The organism is Rhodoferax sp., from assembly GCF_044236835.1.
GTDB lineage: Bacteria > Pseudomonadota > Gammaproteobacteria > Burkholderiales > Burkholderiaceae_C > Allorhodoferax.
In genome coordinates, this window is the sequence record NZ_JBIIGC010000002.1 from 111,993 (window position 1) to 135,241 (window position 23,249).

Annotated in this window: 27 protein-coding genes and 1 tRNA gene; 17 read left to right on the forward strand and 11 right to left on the reverse strand. The window is 61.4% G+C overall.

Features of this window, described 5'->3' with window-relative positions:
* Positions 1–24 precede the first annotated feature (24 nt).
* On the reverse strand, positions 25–900 hold the full coding sequence (locus tag ACILRC_RS02125) for an inositol monophosphatase family protein (protein ID WP_395667689.1): 876 nt from the start codon (positions 898–900) through the stop codon (positions 25–27).
* 107 nt (positions 901–1,007) lie between these two features.
* On the opposite strand from ACILRC_RS02125, the gene ACILRC_RS02130 reads away from it, so the two are divergent.
* Both ACILRC_RS02130 and cysE read left to right on the forward strand, forming a co-directional pair.
* Entirely contained in the window at positions 1,008–1,754 is a 747-nt protein-coding gene (locus ACILRC_RS02130) for an RNA methyltransferase (RefSeq protein ID WP_395667690.1), read from the forward strand.
* Positions 1,755–1,763: 9 nt separating this feature from the next.
* Positions 1,764–2,537, forward strand: coding sequence for a serine O-acetyltransferase (gene cysE / locus ACILRC_RS02135; protein WP_395667691.1), 774 nt, complete (start codon positions 1,764–1,766; stop codon positions 2,535–2,537).
* 51 nt (positions 2,538–2,588) lie between these two features.
* Here cysE and mog read toward each other — a convergent pair whose 3' ends face one another.
* Complete coding sequence (gene mog, locus ACILRC_RS02140) at positions 2,589–3,206, reverse strand: molybdopterin adenylyltransferase (protein WP_395667692.1); 618 nt, start codon at positions 3,204–3,206, stop codon at positions 2,589–2,591.
* Positions 3,207–3,215: 9 nt separating this feature from the next.
* The gene (yjgA, locus tag ACILRC_RS02145; protein WP_395667693.1) at positions 3,216–3,881 is read right to left on the reverse strand and encodes a ribosome biogenesis factor YjgA; all 666 of its coding nucleotides are present in this window, start codon (positions 3,879–3,881) and stop codon (positions 3,216–3,218) included.
* Between the two features lie 23 nt (positions 3,882–3,904).
* Here yjgA and pmbA point away from each other — a divergent pair, with 23 nt between their 5' ends.
* On the forward strand, positions 3,905–5,335 hold the full coding sequence (gene pmbA / locus ACILRC_RS02150) for a metalloprotease PmbA (protein WP_395667694.1): 1,431 nt from the start codon (positions 3,905–3,907) through the stop codon (positions 5,333–5,335).
* Positions 5,336–5,373: 38 nt separating this feature from the next.
* Here the strand turns inward: pmbA and ACILRC_RS02155 are convergent, their stop codons facing one another.
* The 7 genes from ACILRC_RS02155 to ACILRC_RS02185 form a co-directional block, all read right to left on the reverse strand.
* Entirely contained in the window at positions 5,374–5,835 is a 462-nt protein-coding gene (locus ACILRC_RS02155) for a GatB/YqeY domain-containing protein (protein WP_395667695.1), read from the reverse strand.
* An 89-nt stretch (positions 5,836–5,924) separates the two neighbouring features.
* Positions 5,925–6,137, reverse strand: coding sequence for a 30S ribosomal protein S21 (rpsU, locus tag ACILRC_RS02160; RefSeq protein ID WP_094477962.1), 213 nt, complete (start codon positions 6,135–6,137; stop codon positions 5,925–5,927).
* A gap of 161 nt (positions 6,138–6,298) precedes the next feature.
* Positions 6,299–7,528, reverse strand: a complete 1,230-nt coding sequence (locus ACILRC_RS02165) for an NAD(P)/FAD-dependent oxidoreductase (protein WP_395667696.1) — start codon at positions 7,526–7,528, stop codon at positions 6,299–6,301.
* Positions 7,529–7,546: 18 nt separating this feature from the next.
* Positions 7,547–7,939: a VOC family protein gene (locus ACILRC_RS02170; protein ID WP_395667697.1), complete on the reverse strand. Its 393-nt coding sequence runs from the start codon at positions 7,937–7,939 to the stop codon at positions 7,547–7,549.
* A gap of 31 nt (positions 7,940–7,970) precedes the next feature.
* Positions 7,971–8,792, reverse strand: coding sequence for a uroporphyrinogen-III C-methyltransferase (cobA, locus tag ACILRC_RS02175; protein ID WP_395667698.1), 822 nt, complete (start codon positions 8,790–8,792; stop codon positions 7,971–7,973).
* Positions 8,789–9,700 carry a DNA-binding protein YbiB gene (ybiB, locus tag ACILRC_RS02180; protein WP_395667699.1) on the reverse strand — a complete coding sequence of 304 codons (912 nt, stop codon included), beginning with the start codon at positions 9,698–9,700 and terminating at the stop codon, positions 8,789–8,791. Before ybiB ends, cobA begins: the two co-directional genes overlap by 4 nt.
* Positions 9,701–9,747: 47 nt before the next feature.
* Positions 9,748–10,524: a GNAT family N-acetyltransferase gene (locus ACILRC_RS02185; RefSeq protein ID WP_395667700.1), complete on the reverse strand. Its 777-nt coding sequence runs from the start codon at positions 10,522–10,524 to the stop codon at positions 9,748–9,750.
* Positions 10,525–10,573: 49 nt separating this feature from the next.
* Here ACILRC_RS02185 and tsaD point away from each other — a divergent pair, with 49 nt between their 5' ends.
* Positions 10,574–11,635, forward strand: coding sequence for a tRNA (adenosine(37)-N6)-threonylcarbamoyltransferase complex transferase subunit TsaD (gene tsaD / locus ACILRC_RS02190; protein ID WP_395667701.1), 1,062 nt, complete (start codon positions 10,574–10,576; stop codon positions 11,633–11,635).
* A gap of 57 nt (positions 11,636–11,692) precedes the next feature.
* Here the strand turns inward: tsaD and ACILRC_RS02195 are convergent, their stop codons facing one another.
* Complete coding sequence (locus ACILRC_RS02195) at positions 11,693–12,070, reverse strand: Hsp20/alpha crystallin family protein (RefSeq protein WP_395667702.1); 378 nt, start codon at positions 12,068–12,070, stop codon at positions 11,693–11,695.
* A gap of 92 nt (positions 12,071–12,162) precedes the next feature.
* On the opposite strand from ACILRC_RS02195, the gene ACILRC_RS02200 reads away from it, so the two are divergent.
* The 13 genes from ACILRC_RS02200 to nuoF all read left to right on the forward strand — a co-directional run bounded on the left by ACILRC_RS02200 (position 12,163) and on the right by nuoF (position 23,242).
* Positions 12,163–13,470 carry a branched-chain amino acid ABC transporter substrate-binding protein gene (locus ACILRC_RS02200; RefSeq protein WP_395667703.1) on the forward strand — a complete coding sequence of 436 codons (1,308 nt, stop codon included), beginning with the start codon at positions 12,163–12,165 and terminating at the stop codon, positions 13,468–13,470.
* 148 nt (positions 13,471–13,618) lie between these two features.
* The gene (rpsO, locus tag ACILRC_RS02205; protein WP_395667704.1) at positions 13,619–13,885 is read left to right on the forward strand and encodes a 30S ribosomal protein S15; all 267 of its coding nucleotides are present in this window, start codon (positions 13,619–13,621) and stop codon (positions 13,883–13,885) included.
* Positions 13,886–14,096: 211 nt separating this feature from the next.
* Complete coding sequence (gene pnp, locus ACILRC_RS02210) at positions 14,097–16,208, forward strand: polyribonucleotide nucleotidyltransferase (RefSeq protein WP_395667705.1); 2,112 nt, start codon at positions 14,097–14,099, stop codon at positions 16,206–16,208.
* A 71-nt stretch (positions 16,209–16,279) separates the two neighbouring features.
* Entirely contained in the window at positions 16,280–17,275 is a 996-nt protein-coding gene (locus ACILRC_RS02215) for an NAD(P)H-quinone oxidoreductase (protein ID WP_395667706.1), read from the forward strand.
* Positions 17,272–18,015 carry a triose-phosphate isomerase gene (gene tpiA / locus ACILRC_RS02220; protein WP_395667707.1) on the forward strand — a complete coding sequence of 248 codons (744 nt, stop codon included), beginning with the start codon at positions 17,272–17,274 and terminating at the stop codon, positions 18,013–18,015. The genes ACILRC_RS02215 and tpiA overlap by 4 nt, the downstream gene beginning before the upstream one ends.
* A 32-nt stretch (positions 18,016–18,047) precedes the next feature.
* A complete protein-coding gene (gene secG / locus ACILRC_RS02225) occupies positions 18,048–18,410 on the forward strand; it encodes a preprotein translocase subunit SecG (protein ID WP_395667708.1) in 363 nt (120 codons plus the stop codon).
* A 104-nt stretch (positions 18,411–18,514) separates the two neighbouring features.
* Positions 18,515–18,599 (forward strand) — tRNA-Leu (locus ACILRC_RS02230).
* A gap of 60 nt (positions 18,600–18,659) precedes the next feature.
* The gene (locus tag ACILRC_RS02235) at positions 18,660–19,019 is read left to right on the forward strand and encodes an NADH-quinone oxidoreductase subunit A (RefSeq protein WP_395667709.1); all 360 of its coding nucleotides are present in this window, start codon (positions 18,660–18,662) and stop codon (positions 19,017–19,019) included.
* A gap of 4 nt (positions 19,020–19,023) precedes the next feature.
* Positions 19,024–19,503, forward strand: a complete 480-nt coding sequence (locus ACILRC_RS02240) for a NuoB/complex I 20 kDa subunit family protein (RefSeq protein WP_395667710.1) — start codon at positions 19,024–19,026, stop codon at positions 19,501–19,503.
* Between the two features lie 3 nt (positions 19,504–19,506).
* Entirely contained in the window at positions 19,507–20,115 is a 609-nt protein-coding gene (locus tag ACILRC_RS02245; RefSeq protein WP_395667711.1) for an NADH-quinone oxidoreductase subunit C, read from the forward strand.
* Between the two features lie 12 nt (positions 20,116–20,127).
* On the forward strand, positions 20,128–21,381 hold the full coding sequence (locus ACILRC_RS02250) for an NADH-quinone oxidoreductase subunit D (protein ID WP_395667712.1): 1,254 nt from the start codon (positions 20,128–20,130) through the stop codon (positions 21,379–21,381).
* Positions 21,378–21,869, forward strand: coding sequence for an NADH-quinone oxidoreductase subunit NuoE (nuoE, locus tag ACILRC_RS02255; protein WP_395667713.1), 492 nt, complete (start codon positions 21,378–21,380; stop codon positions 21,867–21,869). The genes ACILRC_RS02250 and nuoE overlap by 4 nt, the downstream gene beginning before the upstream one ends.
* Positions 21,866–23,242 carry an NADH-quinone oxidoreductase subunit NuoF gene (nuoF, locus tag ACILRC_RS02260; protein ID WP_395667714.1) on the forward strand — a complete coding sequence of 459 codons (1,377 nt, stop codon included), beginning with the start codon at positions 21,866–21,868 and terminating at the stop codon, positions 23,240–23,242. Before nuoE ends, nuoF begins: the two co-directional genes overlap by 4 nt.
* The last annotated feature ends 7 nt before the right edge of the window (positions 23,243–23,249 follow it).

The window sequence follows — 23,249 nt, forward strand, 5'->3', positions numbered from 1 at the left end:
AAGGTGCGGTGGCGGCCAGCCTGTTCAGGCGGCTGGCGTGCGTGCGGTGCGCGACAGAGTGGCCTGGCGCACCGCAGCCTTTTCGGTTGCGGCGGCGAATTTGCTGTACTTGCCCACAATGCCCACCAACTGCGCGTACACCTTGGGGTTGGCAGCCAGACATTCCTGCTGGTCCAAGAAGTCGGCCTCACCACTAAAGTTGCCTACCAGACCGCCGGCTTCAGTCACCAGCAGCGAACCCGCCGCCACATCCCAAGGTTGCAGGCCCTTCTCAAAAAATCCATCGGTGAAGCCGGCCGCCACATAGGCCAGGTCCAGCGCCGCAGCGCCCGGGCGGCGTAGGCCAGCAGTGCGTTGCATCACATCGCCCATCAGGGTCAGGTACTCGCCGAAGTCGTCGCCCTGGCGGTAGGGAAAGCCGGTGGACACCAGCGACTCCTTGAGCGTGTTGCGTTTGGAGACACGCAGGCGGCGGTCGTTCAAAAAGGCGCCACGCCCTTTGGTGGCGGTAAACAGGTCGTTGCGGGTGGGGTCGTACACCACCGCTTGCTCCACTTTGCCGCGTACCGCCAGCGCGATGCTGACGCAGTAAATCGGCAGTCCGTGGATGAAGTTGGTGGTGCCGTCCAGCGGGTCGATGATCCAGACGTACTCGGAGTCCCGTGCGCCGTGCTGGCGACCTGACTCTTCAGCCCAAATGCCGTGGCCTGGGTAGGCGGTGAGCAAAGTCTCGATGATGGTCGCCTCGGCTGCCTGGTCCACTTCGGTCACAAAGTCGTTGGCCTTTTTCTGCGAGACCCGCACCGACTCGATGTCCAGCGCAGCGCGGTTGATGATGTTGCCAGCGGCGCGGGCGGCCTTGGTGGCCACGTTGACCATGGGGTGCAGATTGAGCGACATAGATTTTCTAAGAGGCTGCGCAGACTCGTACCGGTGCACAGCGGAGGAACGGAAGGTGGCGCCAGGCGATGCGGGCGACGACAATCGGCGCATTTTACCGACAGCGTATGCAGACCCGATTTGTCCTCATCCAACCCAGCCACGCAGGCAACGTGGGTGCCGCGGCACGGGCCATGAAAACCATGGGCTTTGACGATTTGGTGCTGGTAGCACCCCGCTGGGCCAATGTGCTGCGCCGGGAGGAAACCATCCAACGCGCCAGCGGTGCCCTCGACGTGCTAAACAAATGCCGCATCGTTGACACCCTGGATGACGCATTGGACGGCATGACCCACCTGTGCGCCACCGCAATGACGGCGCGCGACTTTGGCCCACCCACCAGCACACCGCGCCAGCACCTGCACACCCTGGCTGGCACCGAGCAGGGCGGGGTGGCATTTTTGTTTGGCTCGGAGCGCTTTGGCATGCGCAACGAAGACGTGTACCGCTGCCACGTGGCCTTGAGCATTCCCAGCAACCCCCAGTTCGGCTCGCTCAACATCAGCGCTGCCTTGCAGGTGGTAGCCTACGAGTGGCGGTTGGCGCTGGGTGGTTTTGCGGTGCAGGCGGCAATTTCACCGAGTGCTTTGGCCGATGCGGCGCAGGTCAGTGGCATGCTCACGCACCTGGAGCAAGCGCTGGTGGCGCTCGAGTTCTTGGACCCGGCGGCGCCAAAGAAGTTGATGCCGCGCCTCAATGCACTGTTCAACCGTGCCAATGTCACGCAAGAGGAAATTCATATTCTGCGGGGTATTGCCAAGGCGGTGTTGCAGCGTTCGGTGGGGCGTGCTGCAGGTCCGCAGTCCAGCGTTTAGACTGGCACCATGTTTTCCCGTATTCGCTCCGACATCCAATGCATCCTCGACCGCGACCCCGCAGCGCGCACCACCTGGGAGGTCATCACCTGCTATCCGGGCTTGCATGCGGTCGTGCTGCACCGGCCAGCCCACTGGTGCTGGATCCACGGTTTCAAGTGGTTGGGTCGGTTTATCTCACACATCGCGCGCTTCCTCACTGGCATCGAAATCCACCCTGGCGCCAAGCTCGGGGAGCGGGTGTTTTTTGACCATGCCATGGGCGCGGTGGTAGGGGAAACGGCTGAAATCGGCGACGGCTGCACCATCTACCAAGGCGTCACCCTGGGCGGCACCTCGCTCTACAAAGGCGCCAAGCGCCACCCCACGTTGGGCAAAGACGTGGTGGTGAGTGCGGGCGCGAAGGTGTTGGGCGGTTTTGAGGTGGGCGATGGCGCCAAGATCGGCAGCAATGCGGTGGTCATCAAACCCGTGCCTGCGGGTGCCACGGCGGTGGGCATTCCGGCGCGCATCATCCAAAGCAAACCGGGCGAGAGCGCCGATGTGACCGCGCCTGAGCGCAAGTTCAGCGCTTACGGCATCACCCAGGAAGACGACCCAGTGAGCCAGGCGCTGCGCGGCTTGATCGACAGCGCCGCAGGCCAAGACCACCAAATCGCACTGCTGTGGAAAGCCATCGAGACACTGTCCGCCAGTCGCCTGGACGCCGATTGCATGCCAATTGATGCAGCGCGCAAAGAGTGCTTCGAGGCAGAAAAGCTGAACCAGTTAGTGGGCAAGTGAATTCATGGGCGGGTGCGCCCTTGAACATTGCGACCCGTCTGAGCGCGGCGCTCAGTTGGAGCGTGGCGGCCGCACCGCCGATTTAGGCCGAAACGCCTTGCAAACTGCGTCCACGGTTTCCAGGTACGGCCCGCCGATGAGGTCGATGCAATAAGGCACTGCAGCAAAAATGCCCGGCACCTTGCTTACGCCTTGGGCGTCTTTGAGGCCCTCGAGTGTTTCCGCAATCGACTTGGGCTGCCCGGGCAGGTTGATGATGAGCGTGCTGCCGCGGATGACGGCCACCTGGCGCGACAGAATCGCGGTGGGCACAAACTCCATGCTGATGCGGCGCATCTGTTCGCCAAAGCCCGGCAATTCTTTGTCGGCGACAGCCAGTGTGGCCTCAGGTGTGACGTCGCGCACCGCAGGGCCGGTGCCGCCAGTGGTGAGTACCAGGGCGCAGCCTGCGTCGACCAGTGCGATCAGTGTTGCGCTGATGGTCTCTTGGTCGTCAGGAATCAGCCGCGCGTCAAGCGACAGTGGATTAAGCAAGGCACTGTGCAGCCAGCTTTGCAAGGCGGGTAGGCCCTTGTCTTCATACACACCAGTGGAGGCACGGTCGCTGATAGAGACAATGCCGATTTTCACGGCGTCTGGGCCTGCTGGGGCGAGGGGCGTTTCGCTCATGGGGTCAACTCAGGCGTCTTGGCCACGGTAACTGCTGTCGTTATCCGCCGCAGCCAGGGGTTCCGGCGAGGAGTTAGCCGCGACGAGCTGCTCACGCACCAACTGGAATATGTCGCGGTAGGCGCGTCCATGGCGTGGGGCCAAACCAGGCTTCTCGGGCTTGGCATCCTTGCGGGCCTGGCGTACCAAGGCGCGCAGGTTCTGGCTGTCGGTGCTGGGGCTGAGCGTGAGCCACTGGCCCAAGGCGTCGTCATCGGCCAGCAGGCGCTCGCGCCAAGTCTCGGCTTGGTGCAGCAACAAGGTTTCCTGGGCCGAGGGTAGGTGTTGCTCGTGAAGTGCTTCCCGTACGGCCTGCAGTTGCTCCGGCGTCAGCAGCCGCATCTGCTTGCCGATGAACTGCATCTGTCGGCGCAACCCCTCAAAATTGCTAATACGTTTAGCCTCTGCCACCGCGTCGATCAGCTTGTCTGGCAGCGCCAGTTTGTGCATGAGGTCGGCGCGCAAGCTCAGCAAGTCTTCACCAAGCTTTTGAACCTCGGTACTTTCACGCTTGAGGTCGGTGCGGGTGGGCTCATCTGTGCCCTTGAGTTCGCGCTTGAATTCCAGGTCAAGCGCACTGCCCTCGGCAACGAACTGGCCCTTGACGAAATAGCCTCTTTTGAGTTTGCGTGACATAGCCAAGTATCATAGCCGTCGCTATGAAGACACCTCTATCCTCCTCCGACACGCTCTCCAAAACTGCATCGAAAACCGCATCCCAAGCGGGCTCTGCCAGCAGCGGTTTCGCCTACACACTGCCTTTCTTCGAGTCACTGGTGGATACCGCATTGGCCGAAGCCAAGAAGATCGGTGCCACCGATGCGGGCGTAGAGGTGTCTGAGGGTTGCGGATTGAGCGTGTCGGTGCGCAACGGTGAGTTAGAGAACGTCGAGCGCAACCGCGATAAGTCCATGGGCGTAACGGTGTACGTAGGCCAGCGCCGCGGCAATGCCAGCACCTCCGATTTTTCGCACATTGCGATTGCGCAGACGGTCCGCGCTGCCTATGACATCGCGCGCTTTACCGCCGAAGACTCCTTCGCCAGCCTACCCGCAGAGAAAGACATCGCGCCGTTGGCTGACCGCAGCCGCAACCTTGAGCTGTTTTTTCCATGGGCCCTCACCAGCGAGCAGGCTGCCCAGCTGGCCCTGGAGTGCGAGGCCGCAGCCTTGTCGGTCGACAAGCGCATCACCAACAGCGAAGGTGCCGCGGTGTCGGCCCAGCAGTCGCAGTTCTTTAGTGCGCACACCCACGGGTTTCGCGGCGGATACGCTACTTCGCGCCACTCGCTTTCGGTGTCGCCGATTGCAGGCAAGGGCGACGACATGCAGCGCGACGCTTGGTACAGCTCCATGCGCAACAGCGACGAGTTGGCCTCGCCCCAAGCGGTGGGTCGTTACGCGGCAGAGCGGGCGCTTTCCCGTCTGAAAGCACGCAAGATCGCCACGGTAGAGTGCCCGGTGTTGTTCGAGTCGCCGCTGGCGGCGGGTCTCTTGGGTGCGTTTGTTCAAGCCGTCAGCGGAGGTGCGCTGTACCGCAAAAGCAGTTTTCTGCTGGGTTCTCTGGGCAAGCAGGTGTTCCCCAAGCACATCGACATTGCGGAAGACCCTTTTGTGCTGCGCGGCAAAGGCAGCTCACCATTCGATGATGAAGGCGTGCGCGTCAAGGCGCGCCAAGTCGTTGAGGGCGGACGGGTGCAGGGCTACTTTTTGAGCAGCTATTCGGCGCGCAAGCTGGGGATGCAAACCACGGGCAACTCTGGTGGGTCGCACAACCTCACGTTCACCTCGCGGCTGACTGGTGCAGGCGACGATTTGGATGCCATGCTCCAGAAACTTGGCACTGGCCTATTTGTGACCGAACTGATGGGCCAAGGCGTGAACTATGTGACCGGCGACTACTCGCGCGGGGCCAGCGGCTTTTGGGTGGAGAAGGGTCGAATTGCCTACCCGGTGCACGAAATTACGATCGCCGGAAATATGAAATCGATGCTCAAAGGCATTGAAGCCGTGGGCGCAGATACCTATAACTACGGTGCCAAAACGGTGGGCTCGGTGCTTATCAATCGGATGAAGGTTGCGGGAAGCTAGTTTCCCGCAATCGATCGACCAGCCCAGCCTGCCAGTCTTTAGCCCGCCAGCGCGGCTTTGACGGCGGCCGACACTGCCGACATTTCTGCCTTGCCCGCCAGCCGGGCTTTTGCCACACCCATGACCTTGCCCATGTCCGCCGGGCCCACAGTGCGGTCCAGTTCCTTGCCAATTTCGACAACGATGGTTTGGACTTCGGCCAACACGTCGTCAGCAGACAAGCGCTGCGGCAAATAGGTTTGCAGCACCTTCAGTTCGGCCTCTTCTTTGTCAGCCAGGTCTTGGCGCGCTGCCGATAGATAAGCTGCAATGGAGTCTTTGCGCTGCTTGATGAGCTTGTCCACGATGGCAACCACGGCTGCATCGTCGAGGACGACACGCTCGTCGACCTCTTTTTGCTTGCAGGCTGCCAGCAGCAAGCGGATGGTGCCCAGGCGCTCTGCGTCTTTGGCGCGCATGGCAGCTTTCATGTCTTCGGTGATTTGGTCTTTGAGTGACATTGCGTGGTCCTGCTAAGGAATTGCTCAATGAAAAAAACCCGCCTGAGCGTCCTCGGGCGGGCTTCGTGGTCCGTGGAAGCGGGCCGGTGTCAGTACATCTTTTTGGGCAACTGCATGCTGCGAATGCGCTTGTAGTTGCGCTTCACCGCAGCAGCCTTCTTGCGCTTGCGCTCGGCGGTGGGCTTTTCGTAAAACTCGCGGGCGCGCAGGTCGGTCAGCAAACCCAGTTTTTCGATGGTGCGCTTGAAGCGACGCAGGGCAACGTCAAACGGCTCGTTTTCTTTAACACGGATCGTGGTCATAGCGAATGGATATCCAATTGATGCGCTGTCGCCCTTCGTGTGGGGAAGATCGGGCCCCACGCAACGCGTTCAGCAAAGTGCCCCGTCTTTAACTAGTATTGGCCGACGGGAGATTGCCAGCAAAGCGCGGGATTATAGCGCCCCGGTGGTAGTAACGGCCGTTAAGCGCGCAATTTGGCGTGCAGGCCTTGTGCACAGGCAAAGGCACTCGCCCAGGCCCACTGAAAGTTGTAGCCGCCCAGCCAGCCGGTGACGTCGACCACCTCGCCGATGAAGTACAGGCCGCTTTGCTGCGACTCCAGGGTCTGGCTCGACAGGCAACGCGTGTCCACACCACCGGCGGTGACCTCGGCCTTGCGGTAGCCCTCGGTGCCGTTGGGAGTGATGTCCCAGCGGGCGATCCGTTCTGCCAGCGCGGCCAGCGACTTGTCTGCAGCCTCGTTGATCGGACGTTGCCACGGTTGGCCCCCTGCGGCCCCTTGCGCGACCCAAGCGTCTGCCAAGCGCGCGGGCACCAAGCTGCCCAGAACATTGGCAATGAGCTTGCGGGAATGGACCTTGGCCTGCGCCAGTTGTGTGGCCACATCGCTCCCGGGCGCAAGGTCAAGCCGAATGGGTGTACCGCTTTGCCAGTAGCTTGAGATCTGTAACACCGCCGGGCCACTCAGGCCGCGGTGGGTGAAGAGCAAGTCTTCCAAGAACTGGGGGAAGTCCTTTTTGGTGCCGGTGGAGATTTCTACGGGCAATGACAAGCCGGAGAGCGAGGCAAACGGTGCCCAAACGTCTGCATCAAACGTCAATGGCACCAAGGCCGGGCGGGCAGCTACCAGACCCAGACCAAACTGCTGCGCGATGCGATAGCCCAAATCCGTGGCGCCGATCTTGGGGATGGACAAGCCTCCGGTGGCAACCACCACTGCGCGGCAGGTGGTGGTGCCCCGGTTGGTATCCAGGGCGTAGCCGGATTGCCCATCGACGTTGGTGTGGCGCAGGGCGAGCAAGTTGCAGGGTTGCCAGCGGGTCACGCCACCGGCTGCGCATTCGGCCAGCAGCAGGTTGATCAGGTCTTCGGCGGAACGGTCGCAGAACAGCTGGCCTTTGTGCTTCTCATGAAAACCGATGCCGTGGCGACGTACCAGGGCGACAAAGTCCTGCGGCGTGTAGCGTGAGAGCGCCGACTTGGCGAAGCGGGGGTTTTCGCTCAGGAAGTTGGCGGCGCTGACGTTCACGTTGGTGAAGTTGCTGCGTCCGCCACCGGAGATGCGGATTTTTTCGGCGACCTTGTCGCTGTGGTCTACCAGCAGCACCTTGAGGCCCAATTGGCCTGCCACACCGGCACAGAACAGGCCGGCTGCGCCCGCGCCGATGACGGCGACATCGAAGGTTTCCATGCCCAGCGCAGTGCGGCCTCAGGCGGCGCTCGCTGAGTTGGGTGCCTCCATGCAATACGCGAGCAGCTTGTTGCCTTCCGGATCGCGAAAGTAGCCGCAGTACCAGCCGCCGCCGCGCGGGCCGACGGCCCCCTCGTCTTTGCAACCCAGGGACAGCGCTTTGCTGTGCATGCGGTCCACCGCCTGTGGCGTGCCCACGTCGAGCCCAACCATGACGCCATTGCCCACGCTGGCGGCTTGGCCGTCAAATGGCTGCATGAGCGCCAGAACCGGCTGGCCGGGCACAGCGCCCCAAGCGATGCCGCGCGGTGTTTCCCACATGCGCTTGGCGCCAATGTCAGACAGCAAGGCGTCGTAGAACGTGGCGGCCCGTGCCAGGTCGTTGGTGCCCAGTGTGACGTAACCAATCATGTCGTACTCCTCAATGCAAAGTGATCGCAGTTTAGCCACCCACCCGGCGCATGGCTTCGTCCGCGGGTTGCGCGCCGGACGCCAATGCCAACAGACCGCGGATGACCTCGCCCACCACGATCACGCTGGGGCTGGACATGTGTTCGCTTTGGATGCTGTGGTGCAAGGCGTCCAGGGTGCAGCAGATGTGGCGCTGGTTGGACAGGGTGGCGTTTTGGATGATGGCCACCGGTGTGTGTGCGGGAAGCCCGCAGAGCAAACCCTCTTGGATGTGGGATGCGCCGCCGATGCCCATGTAAATCACCAGCGTGAGGTGGGCCTGTTGCGCTGTGTTTGCCAAGGCACACCAGTCGATGCCATCGGTGCCTGGCTTGGCGTGGCCAGTGACAAACACCACGCCTTGCGCGTGCGCACGGTGGGTAAGCGCCACATTGAGTGAGCTAACCGCCCCCAGCGCGGCGGTGATGCCGTTGACCACAAGGACCGAAATGCCCGCAGCCTGCAGGGCTTCGACCTCTTCGCCACCGCGGCCAAAAATCAAGGGGTCGCCGCCCTTGAGCCGCACCACGCTTTCGCCCTCGAGTGCCGCGGTGACCATCAGCTTCTCAATAAAGGACTGCGGCGTAGATTTGCAGCCGCCCCGTTTGCCCACTTGTACGACCCGCGCCGTGGCGGGCGCGAAGGCGACGATCTCGGGGTTGACCAAATCGTCGACCAGCAACACGGTGGCGCTTTGGATCGCCTTGAGCGCCTTGAGGGTGAGCAATTCGGGGTCGCCCGGCCCGGCGCCAACCAAGGTGACTTGGCCTCGCGAAGGTGTCTGCGTTGGGGTGGTGTGCAAGTGCGTTTTCATAATGACTTGGACATTTGCACGATACAGGCCACCTGCTGCGCGATGGGCTGGGGCACGGGGCTGCCGCCCGCTAGCACCGACCGGATGTAGCGCGCGGTGGCATCAGCGTCGGTGGTTTGCGGCAGGTCGGGCAGGGTGGGCAAGCTGCCGGCTTGCGGCTCAGTCGGCGGCTGGGGCAAGCCGGCCACGAAGGTTTGCATGCGCGGTGTGCGGCGCGGGTCGGCTACCGCCTCACCCTCGGTGCCGCGCAGCAGCAGCGCGTGGGTCTGCATCAGCCCGAGGGTGGCCGCCATGGACACCGCGTACTCGGGGTGGGTGTAGCTGGTGACCAGCAGCGAAGTGCCCGTGCAGGGGGTCATCAACTTAACCAGGCTGTGGGCCGGGTTGCGCAGCTGCACCACGCGGCGCACATCCAACAGCTTCTGCAAGCCCGGACACAACAAGGCGGTGGGTACGAAGGCAGCGGTGCCGGGGGCGATGGGCGCAACCGAGGAACAGGCCGACACGCCCAGTGCCGTGAATACATCGGCGGTAAACACCCGGCTGGATTCAGTGGCCACGCCGTGCACCAACACCGGCAGGCCTTCGCGAGCCAACAGCAGCGCCAGCAAAGGGGTGAGCACCGGCAATTTGCGCGCACCGTTGTAGCTGGGGATCACCACCGTGGGCATGCCGCTTGCGTGCGCGGGAAGCGGCTGCAGGCGGGCATGGATGGCGTCCAGAAAGCCGCACATTTCCTCGGGCGTCTCGCCCTTGATCCGCATGGCCAGGCAAAAGGCGCCCACCTCCAGGTCCGTGACTGCACCGTCCAGCACCTGGCCCAGCAAATCGGCGGCCTGTGCCCGGGTGAGTGGCCGCGCACCCTCTTTGCCCCGTCCGATTTCCTTGATGTATTTGCCGATTGCCATGGCCTAATTGTCGTGCAGCGCTCGCCAATGAGACCCCGTGGGTCGGGCTAAGCCCCTGGCTTGCGCCAATAGTGGTAGCGCCATGCGACCTTGAAGCCCAAGTGCTGGTAGAGCGACAACGCGCCAGCATTGGACTCCTCGACTTGCAAGAACACGCGCTCAAGCCCTCGGCTGCAGGCCAGTCGTGCCAAGCTGCTGATGATGTGGCGGGCCAGGCCTTGGCCGCGCGCCTGGGGCACGGTGCGCATGCCGTGCACACTGGCCCAGCCCCGGCTGAACGAGGCGGTGCCTGCGGCCAGCGGACCGTTGGGGCCGCTGATGCTGGCGTACACCACCGTGGTGCTGCGTGATAGTGCTGCGATGCGGTGCGCGCCGTCCGTGGGGTCGAAACCGGCGGCGAGGTAAACGGCCTGCCAGGCGTCGTTTGGCGACGCGCTGACCACCACCTGCGGCATATTCGCCGGGCGGTTGGCGAGGGCGTGGTCTAACACCGCCGTCGTTTGGCCGACCAGGGTCAGCGTGGGTTGCTGTGCCGCGTAACCAGCCCGGTCCAGCGCCAAGTGCAGGCCGGCCAGCCCCGCGACATCGGCCACCCGAAAGCGTGGTGGGAGCTGGCGTTCGGCATAGCAGGCTTCGATGTCGGCGACCTGCATTGCTTGTGCGTGCAGCGTATATGTACCCGTGTGGGCAAGCGGCACCGCGCTGGTGGCTCGGCCGATGGTGCTGGGGTCGATGGGCACCAGCCAACCTGGTAGCGCTACGGTGTGTTGGGGGGCGACGGCGTCCAACGTGGCGCGCTCCAGTGATTCGACGTCGATGTCCATGCCCCTACTCTAAACTCCGAGCTCTTTGGGCAATGCAGGACGAGAAAACATGGTGGTGCTGGGAGTGGAGTCTTCATGCGACGAAACCGGTGTGGCCTTGGTGCAAGCCGATGACGGTTCCGAACGCCTGCCACGCCTTCTGGCCCACGCCTTGCACAGCCAGATTGCAATGCACCAGGCCTTTGGTGGGGTGGTGCCTGAGTTGGCAAGTCGCGACCACATTCGCCGGGTGTTGCCACTGACCCAGACGGTGCTGCAGCAGGCGCAGTGCGCGCTGCAGGCGGTCGATGTGGTGGCCTACACCCGTGGACCGGGGCTGGCGGGTGCGCTGCTGGTGGGTGCTGGTGTGGCCTGTGCGATGGGCGCCGCTTTGGGTAAGCCGGTGTTGGGCGTGCACCACCTCGAAGGCCACTTGCTGTCCCCGTTTCTGAGCGCGGATCCGCCGCAGTTTCCCTTCGTAGCGTTGTTGGTCTCCGGCGGGCACACCCAGCTCATGCGGGTGGATTCAGTAGGGCGTTACCAGATGCTGGGCGAGTCTATTGACGATGCGGCAGGCGAGGCATTCGATAAGTCGGCCAAACTCATGGGCTTGGACTATCCCGGTGGGCCATTGTTGGCCCGCTTGGCCGAGGCGGGCGACCCCAAGGCGTTCGCGCTGCCGCGCCCGCTTTTGCATAGTGGCAATCTGGACTTTTCGTTTGCTGGCTTGAAGACTGCAGTGTTGGTGCGGTCCCAAAAAATGCTGGCCGCTGCCCGGGCTGTGCAGTTCACCGATCTGCCCTTGCAGTCGCAACGCGACCTGGCCGCCTCGACCCAAGCAGCTATCGTCGAGGTGTTGCTCAAAAAATCCCTGGCCGCACTGCAGACCACCGGCCTGCGCCGTTTGGTGGTGGCAGGTGGTGTAGGCGCTAATGCCAGCCTGCGCCAGGCACTCAACGCTGCATGTGATCAGCGCGGCGTGCGGGTGCATTACCCAGAGTTGCACTTGTGCACCGACAACGGCGCCATGATTGCCATGGCTGCCGCCATGCGTTTGCAAAGCGCTCAGCAAGAAGCCAGCACAGCGTACGCCTTTGACGTCAAGCCGCGCTGGCCGCTGGATGCTTTGTAGCGCCCACCGGGGGCCTGCGGATTTGGGTGCGCCGCCGCACTCCATCCGCTGGTGGCCTTACAAAACGTTGATTTCGGTCGCCTTGCTCATCGGCACTACTTTGGCGAGCTTGAGGGTCAGCACGCCGTTGTCGAGGCGCGCTTCGCTGGTGGCGGCGTCGATGTCTTGTGGCAACTCGTAGGCCGCGCGGTAGTGGCGCGGCGCGCCCTCTTTGCTGTAGATACGAACCACAGCACCTTCGATGGAAATGCCCAACTGCTCTTTGGAAACACCGGGCAGGTCCAGCTTCAAAGTGAAGCTGTTTTCGTCTTGGGTGTAGTGCGTTTGTGCGGCGCGCGTGCCCATACGTGCGTCGTCTAGAAAGCGCTCAAGGGTGCGCCCGGCGGAGGCGTACACATTGCGGTGGAGGTGGGGATGGGCAGCAGCAAACAGCATGGTAGGGTCCTTGTACACTTCGCGGCGCTCACCGTGAGCACCGCATGGGTCGGAGTTGGTCTCGCTCCCCCGAAATTCAAGAGAATCTCACCATGTTTATTGTTGTAGTGCGGGCCTTGAAATCCGTGTCGGCGGCGCTATGTCTGCCCCTCGTTCTCCTGCTGCTTTGTACGCCGCCGATGGCCCATGCGCAGACTGCACCTGTGCCGGTCAAACTCGCCATGATCGAGGGCTTGAGCGGTGCCAACGGTAACGGCGGCGAGGCCGTGTATCGCAACCTGGTGTGGGCCGTGGAGCGCGTCAATGCGCGTGGCGGCGTGCGGCTTGCTGGTGTGGACACGCCGCTGCTGCTGACCCGCTATGACAGCAAAGGCCAGACCGAAGAAGCCCTGTCTGCATTGCGAGCGGCAATTGACGATGGTGCGCGCTTTGTGCTGCAAGGCAATTCTTCGGCGGTGGCGGCGGCCCTCATCGATGCGGTCAACAAGCACAACGAGCGCGAGCCGACCAAGCGGGTCATTTTTCTGAACTACGCCGCCGTCGACCCGTCGCTTACCAACGAGCGCTGCAGCTTCTGGCACTTCCGTTTCGATGCGCATGCCGACATGCGCATGGCGGCGCTGATGGAGGTGATGCGCGAGGACAAGGCGCTCAAAAGCGTGTACCTCATTGGCCAAGACTACAGTTTTGGGCAGGCGGTGCTGCGCGAGGCCAAGCGCCAGTTGTCCGTGCAGCGCCCGGACGTGCAAATCGTGGGCGAAGAGCTGCACCCCTTGGGCCGCGTCAAAGATTTCCTGCCTTACGCCAACAAAATCAAGGCCAGTGGTGCGCAGGCCGTTATCACCGGCAATTTCAGCAACGACCTGACGCTGCTTATCAAGGCGGCCAAAGATGTTGGATTTGCTGGAAAGTTCTACACTTTTTACGGCAATGCCTTGGGTGCCCCGGCCGCCATCGGCGACGCGGGCATCGGCAAGGTGGTGGCGGTAGCAGACTGGTTGCCCAATGTGCCTACCGCTGGCAGTGAGTCGTTCTACCGCGCATTTCGTGCCCGCTTCCCCCAACCTGAAGACGACTACGTGCACATGCGCATGCACATCATGATCGAGGCTTTGGCGCAAGCGCTGGCGGCGGCCGACAAGCCTGTGGCCACCATGGACATGGTGGCAGTGGCGCGGCAGCTCGAGCGCGCCAATGTCAGTTTTTATGGGCAGACCGCAACAATGCGCCCCGCAGACCACCAATTGCAACAACCGCTGGTTGTGGGCTTGATGGACCGGGTCGGCACTCCTGGCGTCAAGTTCGATGTGGAGGGGTCGGGTTACGGCTTTCGGGTGGTGAAGTCGCTCAGTCCGGCAGCGGCCGAGTTACCCACCACCTGCAGGTTGGCGCGGCCCTAGTCTTGATTGTCAGCCCGTGCCTGCGTGCCGGGCTATAATCCCGCGGCTTGGCCCTTCCAAGCGCACGTTGGGTGCAGTTCCAGTGCCCAACGCAAGTTCTACCACCGAGGTCGCGCACCAGTTGCAGCCCTCACCACAGGAAATAAAAATGATTGCATCCAGCATCAAAGCCGCTGTCGTTAAAGACAACGCACGTCAAGCCGGCGACACCGGTAGCCCAGAAGTACAAGTGGCGCTGTTGACGGCCCGCATCAACGAGCTCACTCCCCACTTCAAAACCCATGCAAAAGATCACCATGGCCGCCGTGGTCTGTTGCGTATGGTGAGCCGCCGCCGCAAGTTGTTGGACTATCTCAAGGACAAAGACGCCGACCGTTACACGGCACTGATTGCCAAGTTGAGCCTGCGCAAGTAAGCGCACAGAAATGAAGAAGACGCCTGAGTTAGGACACTAGCTCAGGCGTTTTTCACATCGGAGACAGCAATCGCAGTGCGAAGCTGTGTCATTCCAGAGCAATTTGCAGTAAGTCTCTCTGGAATGGCATCGTGGACTGTGGCGTTGAATCCGGGCTTGGGCGGGGTGGCCTGCACCCCCCATTCACTTCCGAAATCAATGGAGATAGACCATGACAATGTTTAAAAAGGTTAGCAAGACTTTCCAATGGGGCCAGCACACGGTGACCATGGAAACCGGTGAAATCGCACGCCAGTCCACTGGCGCCGTCATGCTGGACATGGATGGCACCGTGGTGTTAGCCACCGTGGTGGCCAAGACCGAAGGCAAGGCTGGACAGGACTTTTTTCCGCTGACTGTCGACTACCTGGAGAAGAGCTACGCCGCAGGCAAGATTCCTGGCAGCTTCTTCAAGCGAGAAGGCCGCCCCAGCGAGTACGAAACGCTCACCAGCCGTCTGATCGACCGCCCCATTCGGCCGCTGTTCCCAGAAGGCTTTTTCAACGAGGTGCACGTGGTGGTGCATACGCTGTCGCTCAACCCCGAGGTGGATGCCGACATTGCAGCGCTGATTGCGGTGAGTGCCGCGTTGTCCATCAGTGGTGTGCCTTTCAATGGCCCAATTGGCGCGGCCCGTGTGGGCTACATCAATGGTGAGTACGTGCTCAATCCCGGCCAAACCCAGCGCAAGGATTCGGCCATGGACCTGGTGGTTGCAGGCACCGAAGCCGCTGTGTTGATGGTGGAGTCGGAGGCGCAGCAGCTTTCGGAAGAAATCATGTTGGGTGCTGTGGTGTTTGGACACACCCAAGGCAATATCGCAGTGAACGCCATCCACGAACTGGTCCGTGAAGCTGGCAAGCCGCTGTGGGACTGGAAAGCCCCGGCCAAGGACGAGGCCCTGATCGGAAAAATCGACGCACTGGCCAAAGACAAGCTGGTTGCCGCCTACCAAATCCGCAACAAGCAAGCCCGCACGCAAGCATGCCGCAGTGCGTACTCCGAAGTCATGGCTGCGTTGAAGGCAGAAGGCGCTGCATTTGACAGCGTGGCAGTGGAAGGCCTGCTCTTCGAGATCGAGGCCAAGATCGTGCGCAGTCAAATCCTTGCGGGTGAGCCCCGCATCGACGGCCGCGACACGCGCACCGTGCGCGCCATCGAGATCCGCAACAGCGTGCTGCCGCGCACCCACGGCTCGGCCTTGTTTACCCGTGGCGAAACCCAGGCGCTGGTGGTCACCACGCTGGGGACCGAGCGCGATGCCCAACGTATCGACGCCCTCAGCGGCGATTACGAAGACCGCTTCATGCTGCACTACAACATGCCTCCGTTTGCCACTGGAGAAACCGGTCGCGTGGGCACGCCCAAGCGCCGCGAAATCGGCCACGGCCGACTGGCCAAGCGTGCTTTGGTGGCGTGCCTGCCCTCGAAGGAAGAGTTTCCCTACACCATGCGTGTGGTGTCCGAGATCACCGAGTCCAACGGCTCGTCGTCCATGGCCTCGGTGTGCGGTGGTTGCTTGGCGCTGATGGACGCGGGTGTACCCATGAAGGCGCACGTGGCAGGCATTGCCATGGGTCTCATTAAAGAAGACAACCGGTTTGCGGTGTTGACCGACATCTTGGGTGACGAGGACCACCTGGGCGACATGGACTTCAAGGTCGCCGGTACCACCAATGGCATCACCGCCTTGCAGATGGACATCAAGATTCAGGGGATCACCAAAGAGATCATGCAAGTCGCTTTGGCCCAGGCCAAAGAAGCCCGCATGCACATTCTGGGCAAGATGCAAGAGGCTATGAGCGAAGCCAAGACTGAGGTGTCTAACTTCGCGCCACGCCTGTTCACCATGAAGATCAACCCCGAGAAGATCCGTGACGTGATTGGCAAGGGCGGTGCAGTGATCCGTGCGCTGACGGAGGAGACCGGCACACAAATCAACATCGAGGAAGACGGCACCATCACCATTGCTTCGAGCGACCCTGCCAAGGCTGAAGAAGCCAAGCGCCGCATTGAGCAAATCACCGCTGAAGTGGAAATTGGCAAGGTCTACGAAGGCCCGATCACCAAGATTTTGGACTTCGGCGCCTTGGTCAATTTGCTGCCTGGCAAAGACGGCTTGCTGCATATCAGCCAGATCGCCCACGAGCGTGTCGAGAAGGTCACGGACTATTTGTCCGAAGGACAGATCGTCAAGGTCAAGGTCTTGGAGACCGACGAAAAGGGCCGCATCAAGCTGTCCATGAAGGCCTTATTGGATCGGCCTTCTCAATCGGGCGAATAGGCACCGATTGCACGCCTTTGAGCGCGTTGGCCGACCCTGCCTGTCAGCCGCGCGCGAGGCAATGAGCCACCATGCAAGCCATTGAAATTTCGTCCTTCGGTCCCGCCGAGGTATTGCGCCTGGCGCAGCGCCCCGTGCCTGTGCCGGGTGCGGGCGAGCTGCGTATCCGTGTGGCCGCCAGTGGCGTGAATCGGCCTGATGTGCTGCAGCGCTCGGGACTGTACCCGGCGCCTGCGGGTGCATCGGACATCCCGGGGCTGGAGGTTGCAGGCTCGGTCGAATCTGGTGATGCACAGGCCATGGCTTTGGCAGGTTTGAAGGTGGGCCATCGGGTGTGTGCGTTGGTGGCAGGCGGTGGTTATGCCCAGTGGTGCGTGGCACCGGTTGCGCAGTGCTTGCCTGTGCCCGCAGGTTGGAGCGATACCGAGGCGGCCAGCCTGCCAGAGACGGTGTTTACCGTATGGAGTAATGTGTTTGACCGTGGCCGCTTGGCGGCGGGAGAAACCTTGCTGGTGCAGGGCGGCTCCAGTGGCATTGGTGTGACTGCGGTGCAACTGTCCAAGGTCTTGGGCGCGCGGGTGATTGCGACCGCTGGCAGTGACGCCAAGTGCGAAGCCGTTTTGGCTTTGGGCGCGGACCACGCCATCAACTACCGGACCCACGACTTTGAGGCCGAAGTCAAACGCCTCACCGAGGGACGCGGGGTGGACGTCATTTTGGACATGGTCGCGGGCCCCTACATCGCCAAAGAGGTCAATTGCTTGGCCGAGGACGGCCGACTGGTCATCATCGCGGTGCAAGGTGGCGTGCAGGCCGAGTTCCACGCAGCCACCGTGATGCGAAAACGTCTCACGATCACCGGCTCCACGCTGCGGCAGCGGTCAGTGGCCTTCAAGCAGGCGATTGCGCAGTCCTGCCTGCAGCACGTTTGGCCTTTGCTCGCATCCAGGCGCATCAAGCCTGTCATCCACAGCGTGTTTGCAGCCAGCGATGCGGCGCAGGCACACCGGCTGATGGAGTCCAACCAGCACATTGGAAAAATCGTTTTGGCGTGGGACACCCAATGAGAAACAACCTGATTGCCGCCAACTGGAAGATGAACGGTGACACCGCCAGCAATGCGGCCTTGTTGGCCGGCTTGCGCTTAGCAAATCCGAACCGTTCGTGCGAGGTGGTGATTTGCCCGCCGGCAGCCTACCTTGGCCAAGTCCAAGCCTTGCTGCCGGAGATGGGTTTCGTGCTGGGCGCGCAAGATGTGTCTGCCTTCGAGAGCGGCGCCTACACCGGCGAGGTGTCGGCCGCCATGTTGCGTGACTTCGGCGTGCGCTACGTGATCGTGGGCCACTCGGAGCGCCGCAAGCACCACGCCGAGAGCGACGAGTTGGTAGCGCAAAAGACCAAGCGCGCTTTGGCTGTTGGCATCACCCCGATTGTGTGTGTGGGCGAAACATGGGCCGAACGTGAAGCAGGCTTGGCTGAGCAAACGGTAAAGCGCCAACTCGCTGCAGTGATTCACGCCAATGGCCACTGCATCAGTGAGATTGTGGTGGCCTACGAGCCGGTGTGGGCGATTGGAACTGGCCAGACCGCCACCCCCGAAGTCGCGCAGCAGGTGCATGCGCTCTTGCGAGCACAGCTGCGGGCAGCGACGGAGCGCTCCGATCGCATGCGCATTCTGTATGGCGGCAGCATGAATCCGGGTAACGCGGCGCAGCTGCTGGCGCAGGAGGACATAGACGGTGGGCTCGTGGGCGGAGCGTCGCTCAAAGGAGCAGATTTTTTATCGTTGGTCTCGGCAGCGGGCTGAGAACAGATTGGGTTTTGATTCAGGAGTGAAGTATGAGCAATGTAGTGATCACGATTATTCTGGCGGTCCAGATGCTGTCAGCGCTGGCCATGATTGTTTTGATTCTGGTGCAACACGGCAAGGGCGCTGACATGGGTGCTGCCTTTGGCGGTGGTAGCTCCGGCAGCTTGTTCGGCGCCAGTGGCAGCGCCAACTTTTTGTCCCGTACCACGGCCGTTCTTGCGACCGTGTTTTTTGTGTGTACCTTGGCCTTGGCGTACTTTGGCAACCTGCGCCCCGCAAGTACCGGCAGTGTGTTGCAAGGTAGCTCTGTGGTGCCTGCAGGTACCGCGTCGGAGGTGCCTGTGGCACCCACATTGCCCGCCTCTGGAGCCGCGCAAATTCCAGCCAAGTAATTGCCTTGTCCCCCTCAATCGCCAGGGGAATTCAGGGTAAACTCTAGGGCAGTCGGATAAGCAAACAGCGTCAGCTTCCTCACGCAAATTCGACATCAAAAGCCGCCGTCGTGGTGAAATTGGTAGACACGCTATCTTGAGGGGGTAGTGGCGAAAGCTGTGCGAGTTCGAGTCTCGCCGACGGCACCAAAATTTCTTGCTCCGTTCGTCCTGCCGGGATGGGGCATTTAACGGTGAACAGACCACAAGATGAACCTTCAAGAGTACCTCCCCGTTCTTCTGTTCATCTTGGTGGGCATTGCCGTTGGTGTGGTGCCCCAGGTGCTGGGCTACATCCTCGGTCCGAACCGGCCGGACGCGGCAAAAAACTCCCCTTACGAATGCGGCTTTGAGGCCTTCGAAGATGCGCGCATGAAGTTCGATGTGCGCTACTACTTGGTTGCCATTCTTTTCATTTTGTTTGACTTGGAAACTGCGTTCCTGTTTCCGTGGGCCGTGGCTCTGCGCGACATCGGTTTGCTTGGTTTTCTCATTGGTATGGAGTTCGTCGTCGTTCTGACGATTGGGTTTGTGTACATGTGGAAGAAAGGCGCCCTCGATTGGGAGTGATGCAATGATTGAAGGTGTACTCAAAGAAGGTTTCGTCACTACCAGCTACGACTCGGTGGTGAACTGGGCCAAGACCGGCTCCATCTGGCCCATGACCTTTGGCTTGGCTTGTTGTGCCGTCGAGATGATGCACGCCGCAGCTGCGCGCTATGACATCAGCCGGTTTGGCTCCGAGGTGTTTCGCGCCAGTCCAAGGCAATCCGACTTGATGATTGTTGCGGGCACGCTATGCAACAAGATGGCGCCTGCTTTGCGCAAGGTGTACGACCAAATGTCGGAGCCGCGTTGGGTCATCAGCATGGGGTCCTGCGCCAACGGTGGCGGCTACTACCACTACAGCTACTCGGTGGTTCGCGGTTGCGACCGCATAGTCCCGGTTGATGTGTACGTCCCGGGTTGCCCTCCGACGGCGGAGGCTTTGCTCTACGGCATCTTGCAGTTGCAGCAAAAGATTCGCCGCACCGAAACGATTGCACGGGCCTAAAGCATGAGCACCTATTCCGTTCGCCCTGAGGCCACCCGCGACGCGGTCATCGCCGCCTTGGGTGACAAGGTCAAGCGCATCGACATCGCCTTGGGCGAGGTGACTGTGCTGGTGGATGCCGCGCACTACCACGCGTCAGCGCTAGCCCTGCGCGACGCTGCTGGTTGCGCGTTCGAACAACTGGTGGACTTGTGCGGTGTCGACTTTTCAGACTACAAGCAGGGCGACTACAGCGGCGCACGTTTCGCCGTAGTCGTGCACTTGCTGTCGGTGAGCTTGAACCAGCGTGTGCGGCTGAAGGTGTTTGCCGCCGATGACGACATGCCGATGGTGGCTTCGGTCAACGACATTTGGAATTCCGCCAACTGGTTCGAGCGCGAGGCTTTCGACCTGTTTGGCATCGTCTTCGATGGCCACAACGACCTGCGTCGGATCTTGACCGACTATGGTTTCATCGGGCACCCGTTTCGCAAGGACTTCCCCACGTCAGGCCATGTCGAAATGCGTTTTGATGCGGAGCAGGCGCGTGTGGTGTACCAGCCCGTCACCATCGAGGCCCGCGAGATCACCCCACGCATCATTCGTGAAGACAAGTACGGAGGCCTGCACTAGGCAGATGACTGCATGGCTGAGATTAAAAACTACACCCTGAACTTTGGTCCGCAGCACCCGGCAGCGCACGGTGTTTTGCGCTTGGTTCTGGAGCTCGATGGTGAGGTGATCCAACGGGCCGATCCACACATTGGCCTGTTGCACCGCGCGACTGAAAAGCTGGCGGAGAGCAAGACCTACATCCAGGCGCTGCCCTACATGGACCGCCTGGACTACGTGTCCATGATGTGCAACGAGCATGCCTATTGCCTGGCCATCGAGAAGCTGCTGGGCATTGAGGTGCCGGTGCGGGCCCAGTACATCCGGGTCATGTTTGCCGAGATCACCCGCTTGCTCAACCACCTGATGTGGCTGGGCTCGCACGGCAACGACTGCGGCAGCACCACCATCCTGATCTACACCTTCCGCGAGCGCGAGGATCTGTTTGATATGTATGAGGCAGTCAGCGGTGCACGCATGCACGCCGCTTACTTCCGCCCGGGCGGCGTGTACCGCGACCTGCCCGACACCATGCCGCAGTTCAAGGCCAGCCGCATCCGCAACGCCAAGGGTGTTGCAGAGCTCAACAAGAACCGCCAGGGCTCCTTGCTGGATTTCATCGACGATTTTTCCAGCCGCTTTTGGACTTGCCTGGATGAGTACCACACACTGCTTACCGACAACCGCATTTGGAAGCAGCGCACGGTCGACATTGGCATTGTTTCGCCGCAGCGCGCGCTCAATATGGGCTTTACCGGCCCCATGCTGCGCGGCTCGGGTATCGCATGGGACTTGCGCAAGAAGCAACCTTACGACACCTATGCCCAGCTTGACTTTGATATCCCAGTGGGCAAGACCGGTGACGTCTACGACCGGTACCTGGTGCGCATGGAGGAGATGAAGCAGTCCAACCGCATCATCAAGCAGTGCGTTGATTGGCTGCGGGCCAACCCCGGTCCGGTGATTACCGACAACCACAAGGTGGCAGCACCTTCGCGCGAATCCATGAAGTCCAACATGGAAGAGCTCATCCACCACTTCAAGCTGTTCACCGAGGGCTTCCATGTGCCCGAGGGCCAGGCTTACGCTGCGGTGGAGCACCCCAAGGGTGAGTTCGGCATCTACATCGTGAGCGACGGTGCCAACAAGCCTTACCGTTTGAAAATCCGTCCTCCGGGCTTTGCGCATTTGGCCGGACTCCACGAAATGGCCAAGGGCCACATGATTGCCGACGCGGTCGCCATCATCGGCACCATGGACATTGTTTTTGGAGAGATTGATCGATGATCTCTGATGCAACCAAGCTGCGCTTCGCCAAAGAAGTCGCCAAATACCCCACCGACCAAAAGCAAAGCGCCGTCATGGCCTGCCTTGCCATCGTGCAGCAAGAGCAGGGCTATGTCAGCGCTGAAAGTGAGCAGGACGTCGCCGAGTACCTGGGCATGGCACCGATCGCGGTGCACGAGGTGACGACCTTCTACAACATGTACAACCAGCGACCCGTGGGCAAGTACAAGCTCAACGTGTGTACCAACCTGCCATGCCAGTTGCGCAATGGGCAAAAGGCGCTGCACCACTTGGAGAGCAAGCTGGGCATCCACATGGGGCAGACCACCGCCGATGGCATGTTCACCTTGCAGCAAAGTGAATGCTTGGGTGCCTGTGCCGATGCGCCAGTGCTCTTGGTCAATGACCGCTCGATGTGCAGCTTCATGACCGATGAAAAGCTCGACCAGTTGGTCGATGGTTTGCGCGGCGCGCAGGAGCCAACATGAATTCCCACGCGATGCTTTCGCAGTTCCAGGCGACCGGAGTGCAAACCTGCTTCCATGGCCGCCACATCAACCCGCAAATCTTCGCTGGTTTGGACGGAACCAACTGGCGTCTGAAAGACTACGTGGCGCGTGGTGGCTACCAGGCCTTGCGCAAGATTTTGGGCAAGGACGGTGCGGCGCCTGCGCCTGACACCGGGGCACTCGGCATGACACCAGACCAGGTGATCGCCACCGTCAAGGAATCGGCCTTGCGCGGCCGCGGCGGCGCAGGCTTTCCCACGGGCCTCAAGTGGAGCTTCATGCCGCGGCAGTTCCCAGGACAAAAGTACCTGGTGTGCAACTCCGACGAGGGCGAGCCCGGAACCTGCAAGGACCGCGACATTCTGCAGTTCAATCCGCACATCGTGATCGAAGGCATGGCCATCGCTGCCTATGCCATGGGCATCAGCGTGGGCTACAACTACATCCACGGCGAGATTTTTTCTGCCTACGACCGCTTTGAAGAAGCGCTCGAAGAGGCGCGCGCTGCCGGTTTCCTGGGCGAGCGCATTCTGGGTAGCGCGTTCAATTTCCAACTGCATGCGGCCCACGGTTTTGGTGCCTACATCTGTGGTGAAGAAACCGCGCTTTTGGAATCGCTGGAGGGCAAAAAAGGCCAGCCCCGTTTCAAGCCTCCGTTTCCTGCCAGTTTCGGCCTGTACGGTAAGCCGACCACCATCAACAACACCGAGACTTTCGCTGCCGTGCCCTGGATCATTCGCGAGGGCGGACCAGCCTACCTGGCCTGCGGCAAGCCCAACAATGGCGGCACCAAAATTTACTCGGTCAGCGGCGATGTAGAGCGCCCAGGCAACTACGAGATTCCCATGGGCACGCCGTTTGCGACCTTGCTGGAACTGGCCGGTGGCGTGCGCGGCGGTCGGGCGCTGAAGGCGGTGATCCCCGGCGGCTCGTCCTCTCCGGTGTTGCCTGCTGCCACCATGATGGAGTGCACCATGGACTACGACTCCATCGCCAAGGCCGGCTCCATGCTGGGTTCGGGCGCGGTGATCGTGATGGACGACACCCGCTGCATGGTCAAAGCCCTGCAGCGCCTGAGCTACTTTTACATGCACGAATCCTGCGGCCAGTGCACGCCCTGCCGCGAGGGCACCGGTTGGCTCTCACGCATGGTGGATCGGATCGAGACCGGCCACGGCAAAGCGACCGACATGGACCTGCTCGACAACGTGGCCGAGAACATACAAGGCCGCACCATTTGCGCCTTGGGCGATGCGGCGGCGATGCCGGTCCGCGCCATGATCAAACACTTCCGCCATGAGTTTGTCCACCATGTGGAGCACAAAACCTGCATGGTTCCAGCCTATGTTTAATCGGGTT

What these genes read in the sequence shown, in the direction of transcription:
- ACILRC_RS02125 (WP_395667689.1), bottom strand. Translation starts at nt 900, where the DNA reads ATGTCGCTCAATCTGCACCCCATGGTCAACGTGGCCACCAAGGCCGCC.
- ACILRC_RS02130 (WP_395667690.1), top strand. Translation starts at nt 1,008, where the DNA reads ATGCAGACCCGATTTGTCCTCATCCAACCCAGCCACGCAGGCAACGTG.
- cysE (WP_395667691.1), top strand. Translation starts at nt 1,764, where the DNA reads ATGTTTTCCCGTATTCGCTCCGACATCCAATGCATCCTCGACCGCGAC.
- mog (WP_395667692.1), bottom strand. Translation starts at nt 3,206, where the DNA reads ATGAGCGAAACGCCCCTCGCCCCAGCAGGCCCAGACGCCGTGAAAATC.
- yjgA (WP_395667693.1), bottom strand. Translation starts at nt 3,881, where the DNA reads ATGTCACGCAAACTCAAAAGAGGCTATTTCGTCAAGGGCCAGTTCGTT.
- pmbA (WP_395667694.1), top strand. Translation starts at nt 3,905, where the DNA reads ATGAAGACACCTCTATCCTCCTCCGACACGCTCTCCAAAACTGCATCG.
- ACILRC_RS02155 (WP_395667695.1), bottom strand. Translation starts at nt 5,835, where the DNA reads ATGTCACTCAAAGACCAAATCACCGAAGACATGAAAGCTGCCATGCGC.
- rpsU (WP_094477962.1), bottom strand. Translation starts at nt 6,137, where the DNA reads ATGACCACGATCCGTGTTAAAGAAAACGAGCCGTTTGACGTTGCCCTG.
- ACILRC_RS02165 (WP_395667696.1), bottom strand. Translation starts at nt 7,528, where the DNA reads ATGGAAACCTTCGATGTCGCCGTCATCGGCGCGGGCGCAGCCGGCCTG.
- ACILRC_RS02170 (WP_395667697.1), bottom strand. Translation starts at nt 7,939, where the DNA reads ATGATTGGTTACGTCACACTGGGCACCAACGACCTGGCACGGGCCGCC.
- cobA (WP_395667698.1), bottom strand. Translation starts at nt 8,792, where the DNA reads ATGAAAACGCACTTGCACACCACCCCAACGCAGACACCTTCGCGAGGC.
- ybiB (WP_395667699.1), bottom strand. Translation starts at nt 9,700, where the DNA reads ATGGCAATCGGCAAATACATCAAGGAAATCGGACGGGGCAAAGAGGGT.
- ACILRC_RS02185 (WP_395667700.1), bottom strand. Translation starts at nt 10,524, where the DNA reads ATGGACATCGACGTCGAATCACTGGAGCGCGCCACGTTGGACGCCGTC.
- tsaD (WP_395667701.1), top strand. Translation starts at nt 10,574, where the DNA reads ATGGTGGTGCTGGGAGTGGAGTCTTCATGCGACGAAACCGGTGTGGCC.
- ACILRC_RS02195 (WP_395667702.1), bottom strand. Translation starts at nt 12,070, where the DNA reads ATGCTGTTTGCTGCTGCCCATCCCCACCTCCACCGCAATGTGTACGCC.
- ACILRC_RS02200 (WP_395667703.1), top strand. Translation starts at nt 12,163, where the DNA reads ATGTTTATTGTTGTAGTGCGGGCCTTGAAATCCGTGTCGGCGGCGCTA.
- rpsO (WP_395667704.1), top strand. Translation starts at nt 13,619, where the DNA reads ATGATTGCATCCAGCATCAAAGCCGCTGTCGTTAAAGACAACGCACGT.
- pnp (WP_395667705.1), top strand. Translation starts at nt 14,097, where the DNA reads ATGACAATGTTTAAAAAGGTTAGCAAGACTTTCCAATGGGGCCAGCAC.
- ACILRC_RS02215 (WP_395667706.1), top strand. Translation starts at nt 16,280, where the DNA reads ATGCAAGCCATTGAAATTTCGTCCTTCGGTCCCGCCGAGGTATTGCGC.
- tpiA (WP_395667707.1), top strand. Translation starts at nt 17,272, where the DNA reads ATGAGAAACAACCTGATTGCCGCCAACTGGAAGATGAACGGTGACACC.
- secG (WP_395667708.1), top strand. Translation starts at nt 18,048, where the DNA reads ATGAGCAATGTAGTGATCACGATTATTCTGGCGGTCCAGATGCTGTCA.
- ACILRC_RS02235 (WP_395667709.1), top strand. Translation starts at nt 18,660, where the DNA reads ATGAACCTTCAAGAGTACCTCCCCGTTCTTCTGTTCATCTTGGTGGGC.
- ACILRC_RS02240 (WP_395667710.1), top strand. Translation starts at nt 19,024, where the DNA reads ATGATTGAAGGTGTACTCAAAGAAGGTTTCGTCACTACCAGCTACGAC.
- ACILRC_RS02245 (WP_395667711.1), top strand. Translation starts at nt 19,507, where the DNA reads ATGAGCACCTATTCCGTTCGCCCTGAGGCCACCCGCGACGCGGTCATC.
- ACILRC_RS02250 (WP_395667712.1), top strand. Translation starts at nt 20,128, where the DNA reads ATGGCTGAGATTAAAAACTACACCCTGAACTTTGGTCCGCAGCACCCG.
- nuoE (WP_395667713.1), top strand. Translation starts at nt 21,378, where the DNA reads ATGATCTCTGATGCAACCAAGCTGCGCTTCGCCAAAGAAGTCGCCAAA.
- nuoF (WP_395667714.1), top strand. Translation starts at nt 21,866, where the DNA reads ATGAATTCCCACGCGATGCTTTCGCAGTTCCAGGCGACCGGAGTGCAA.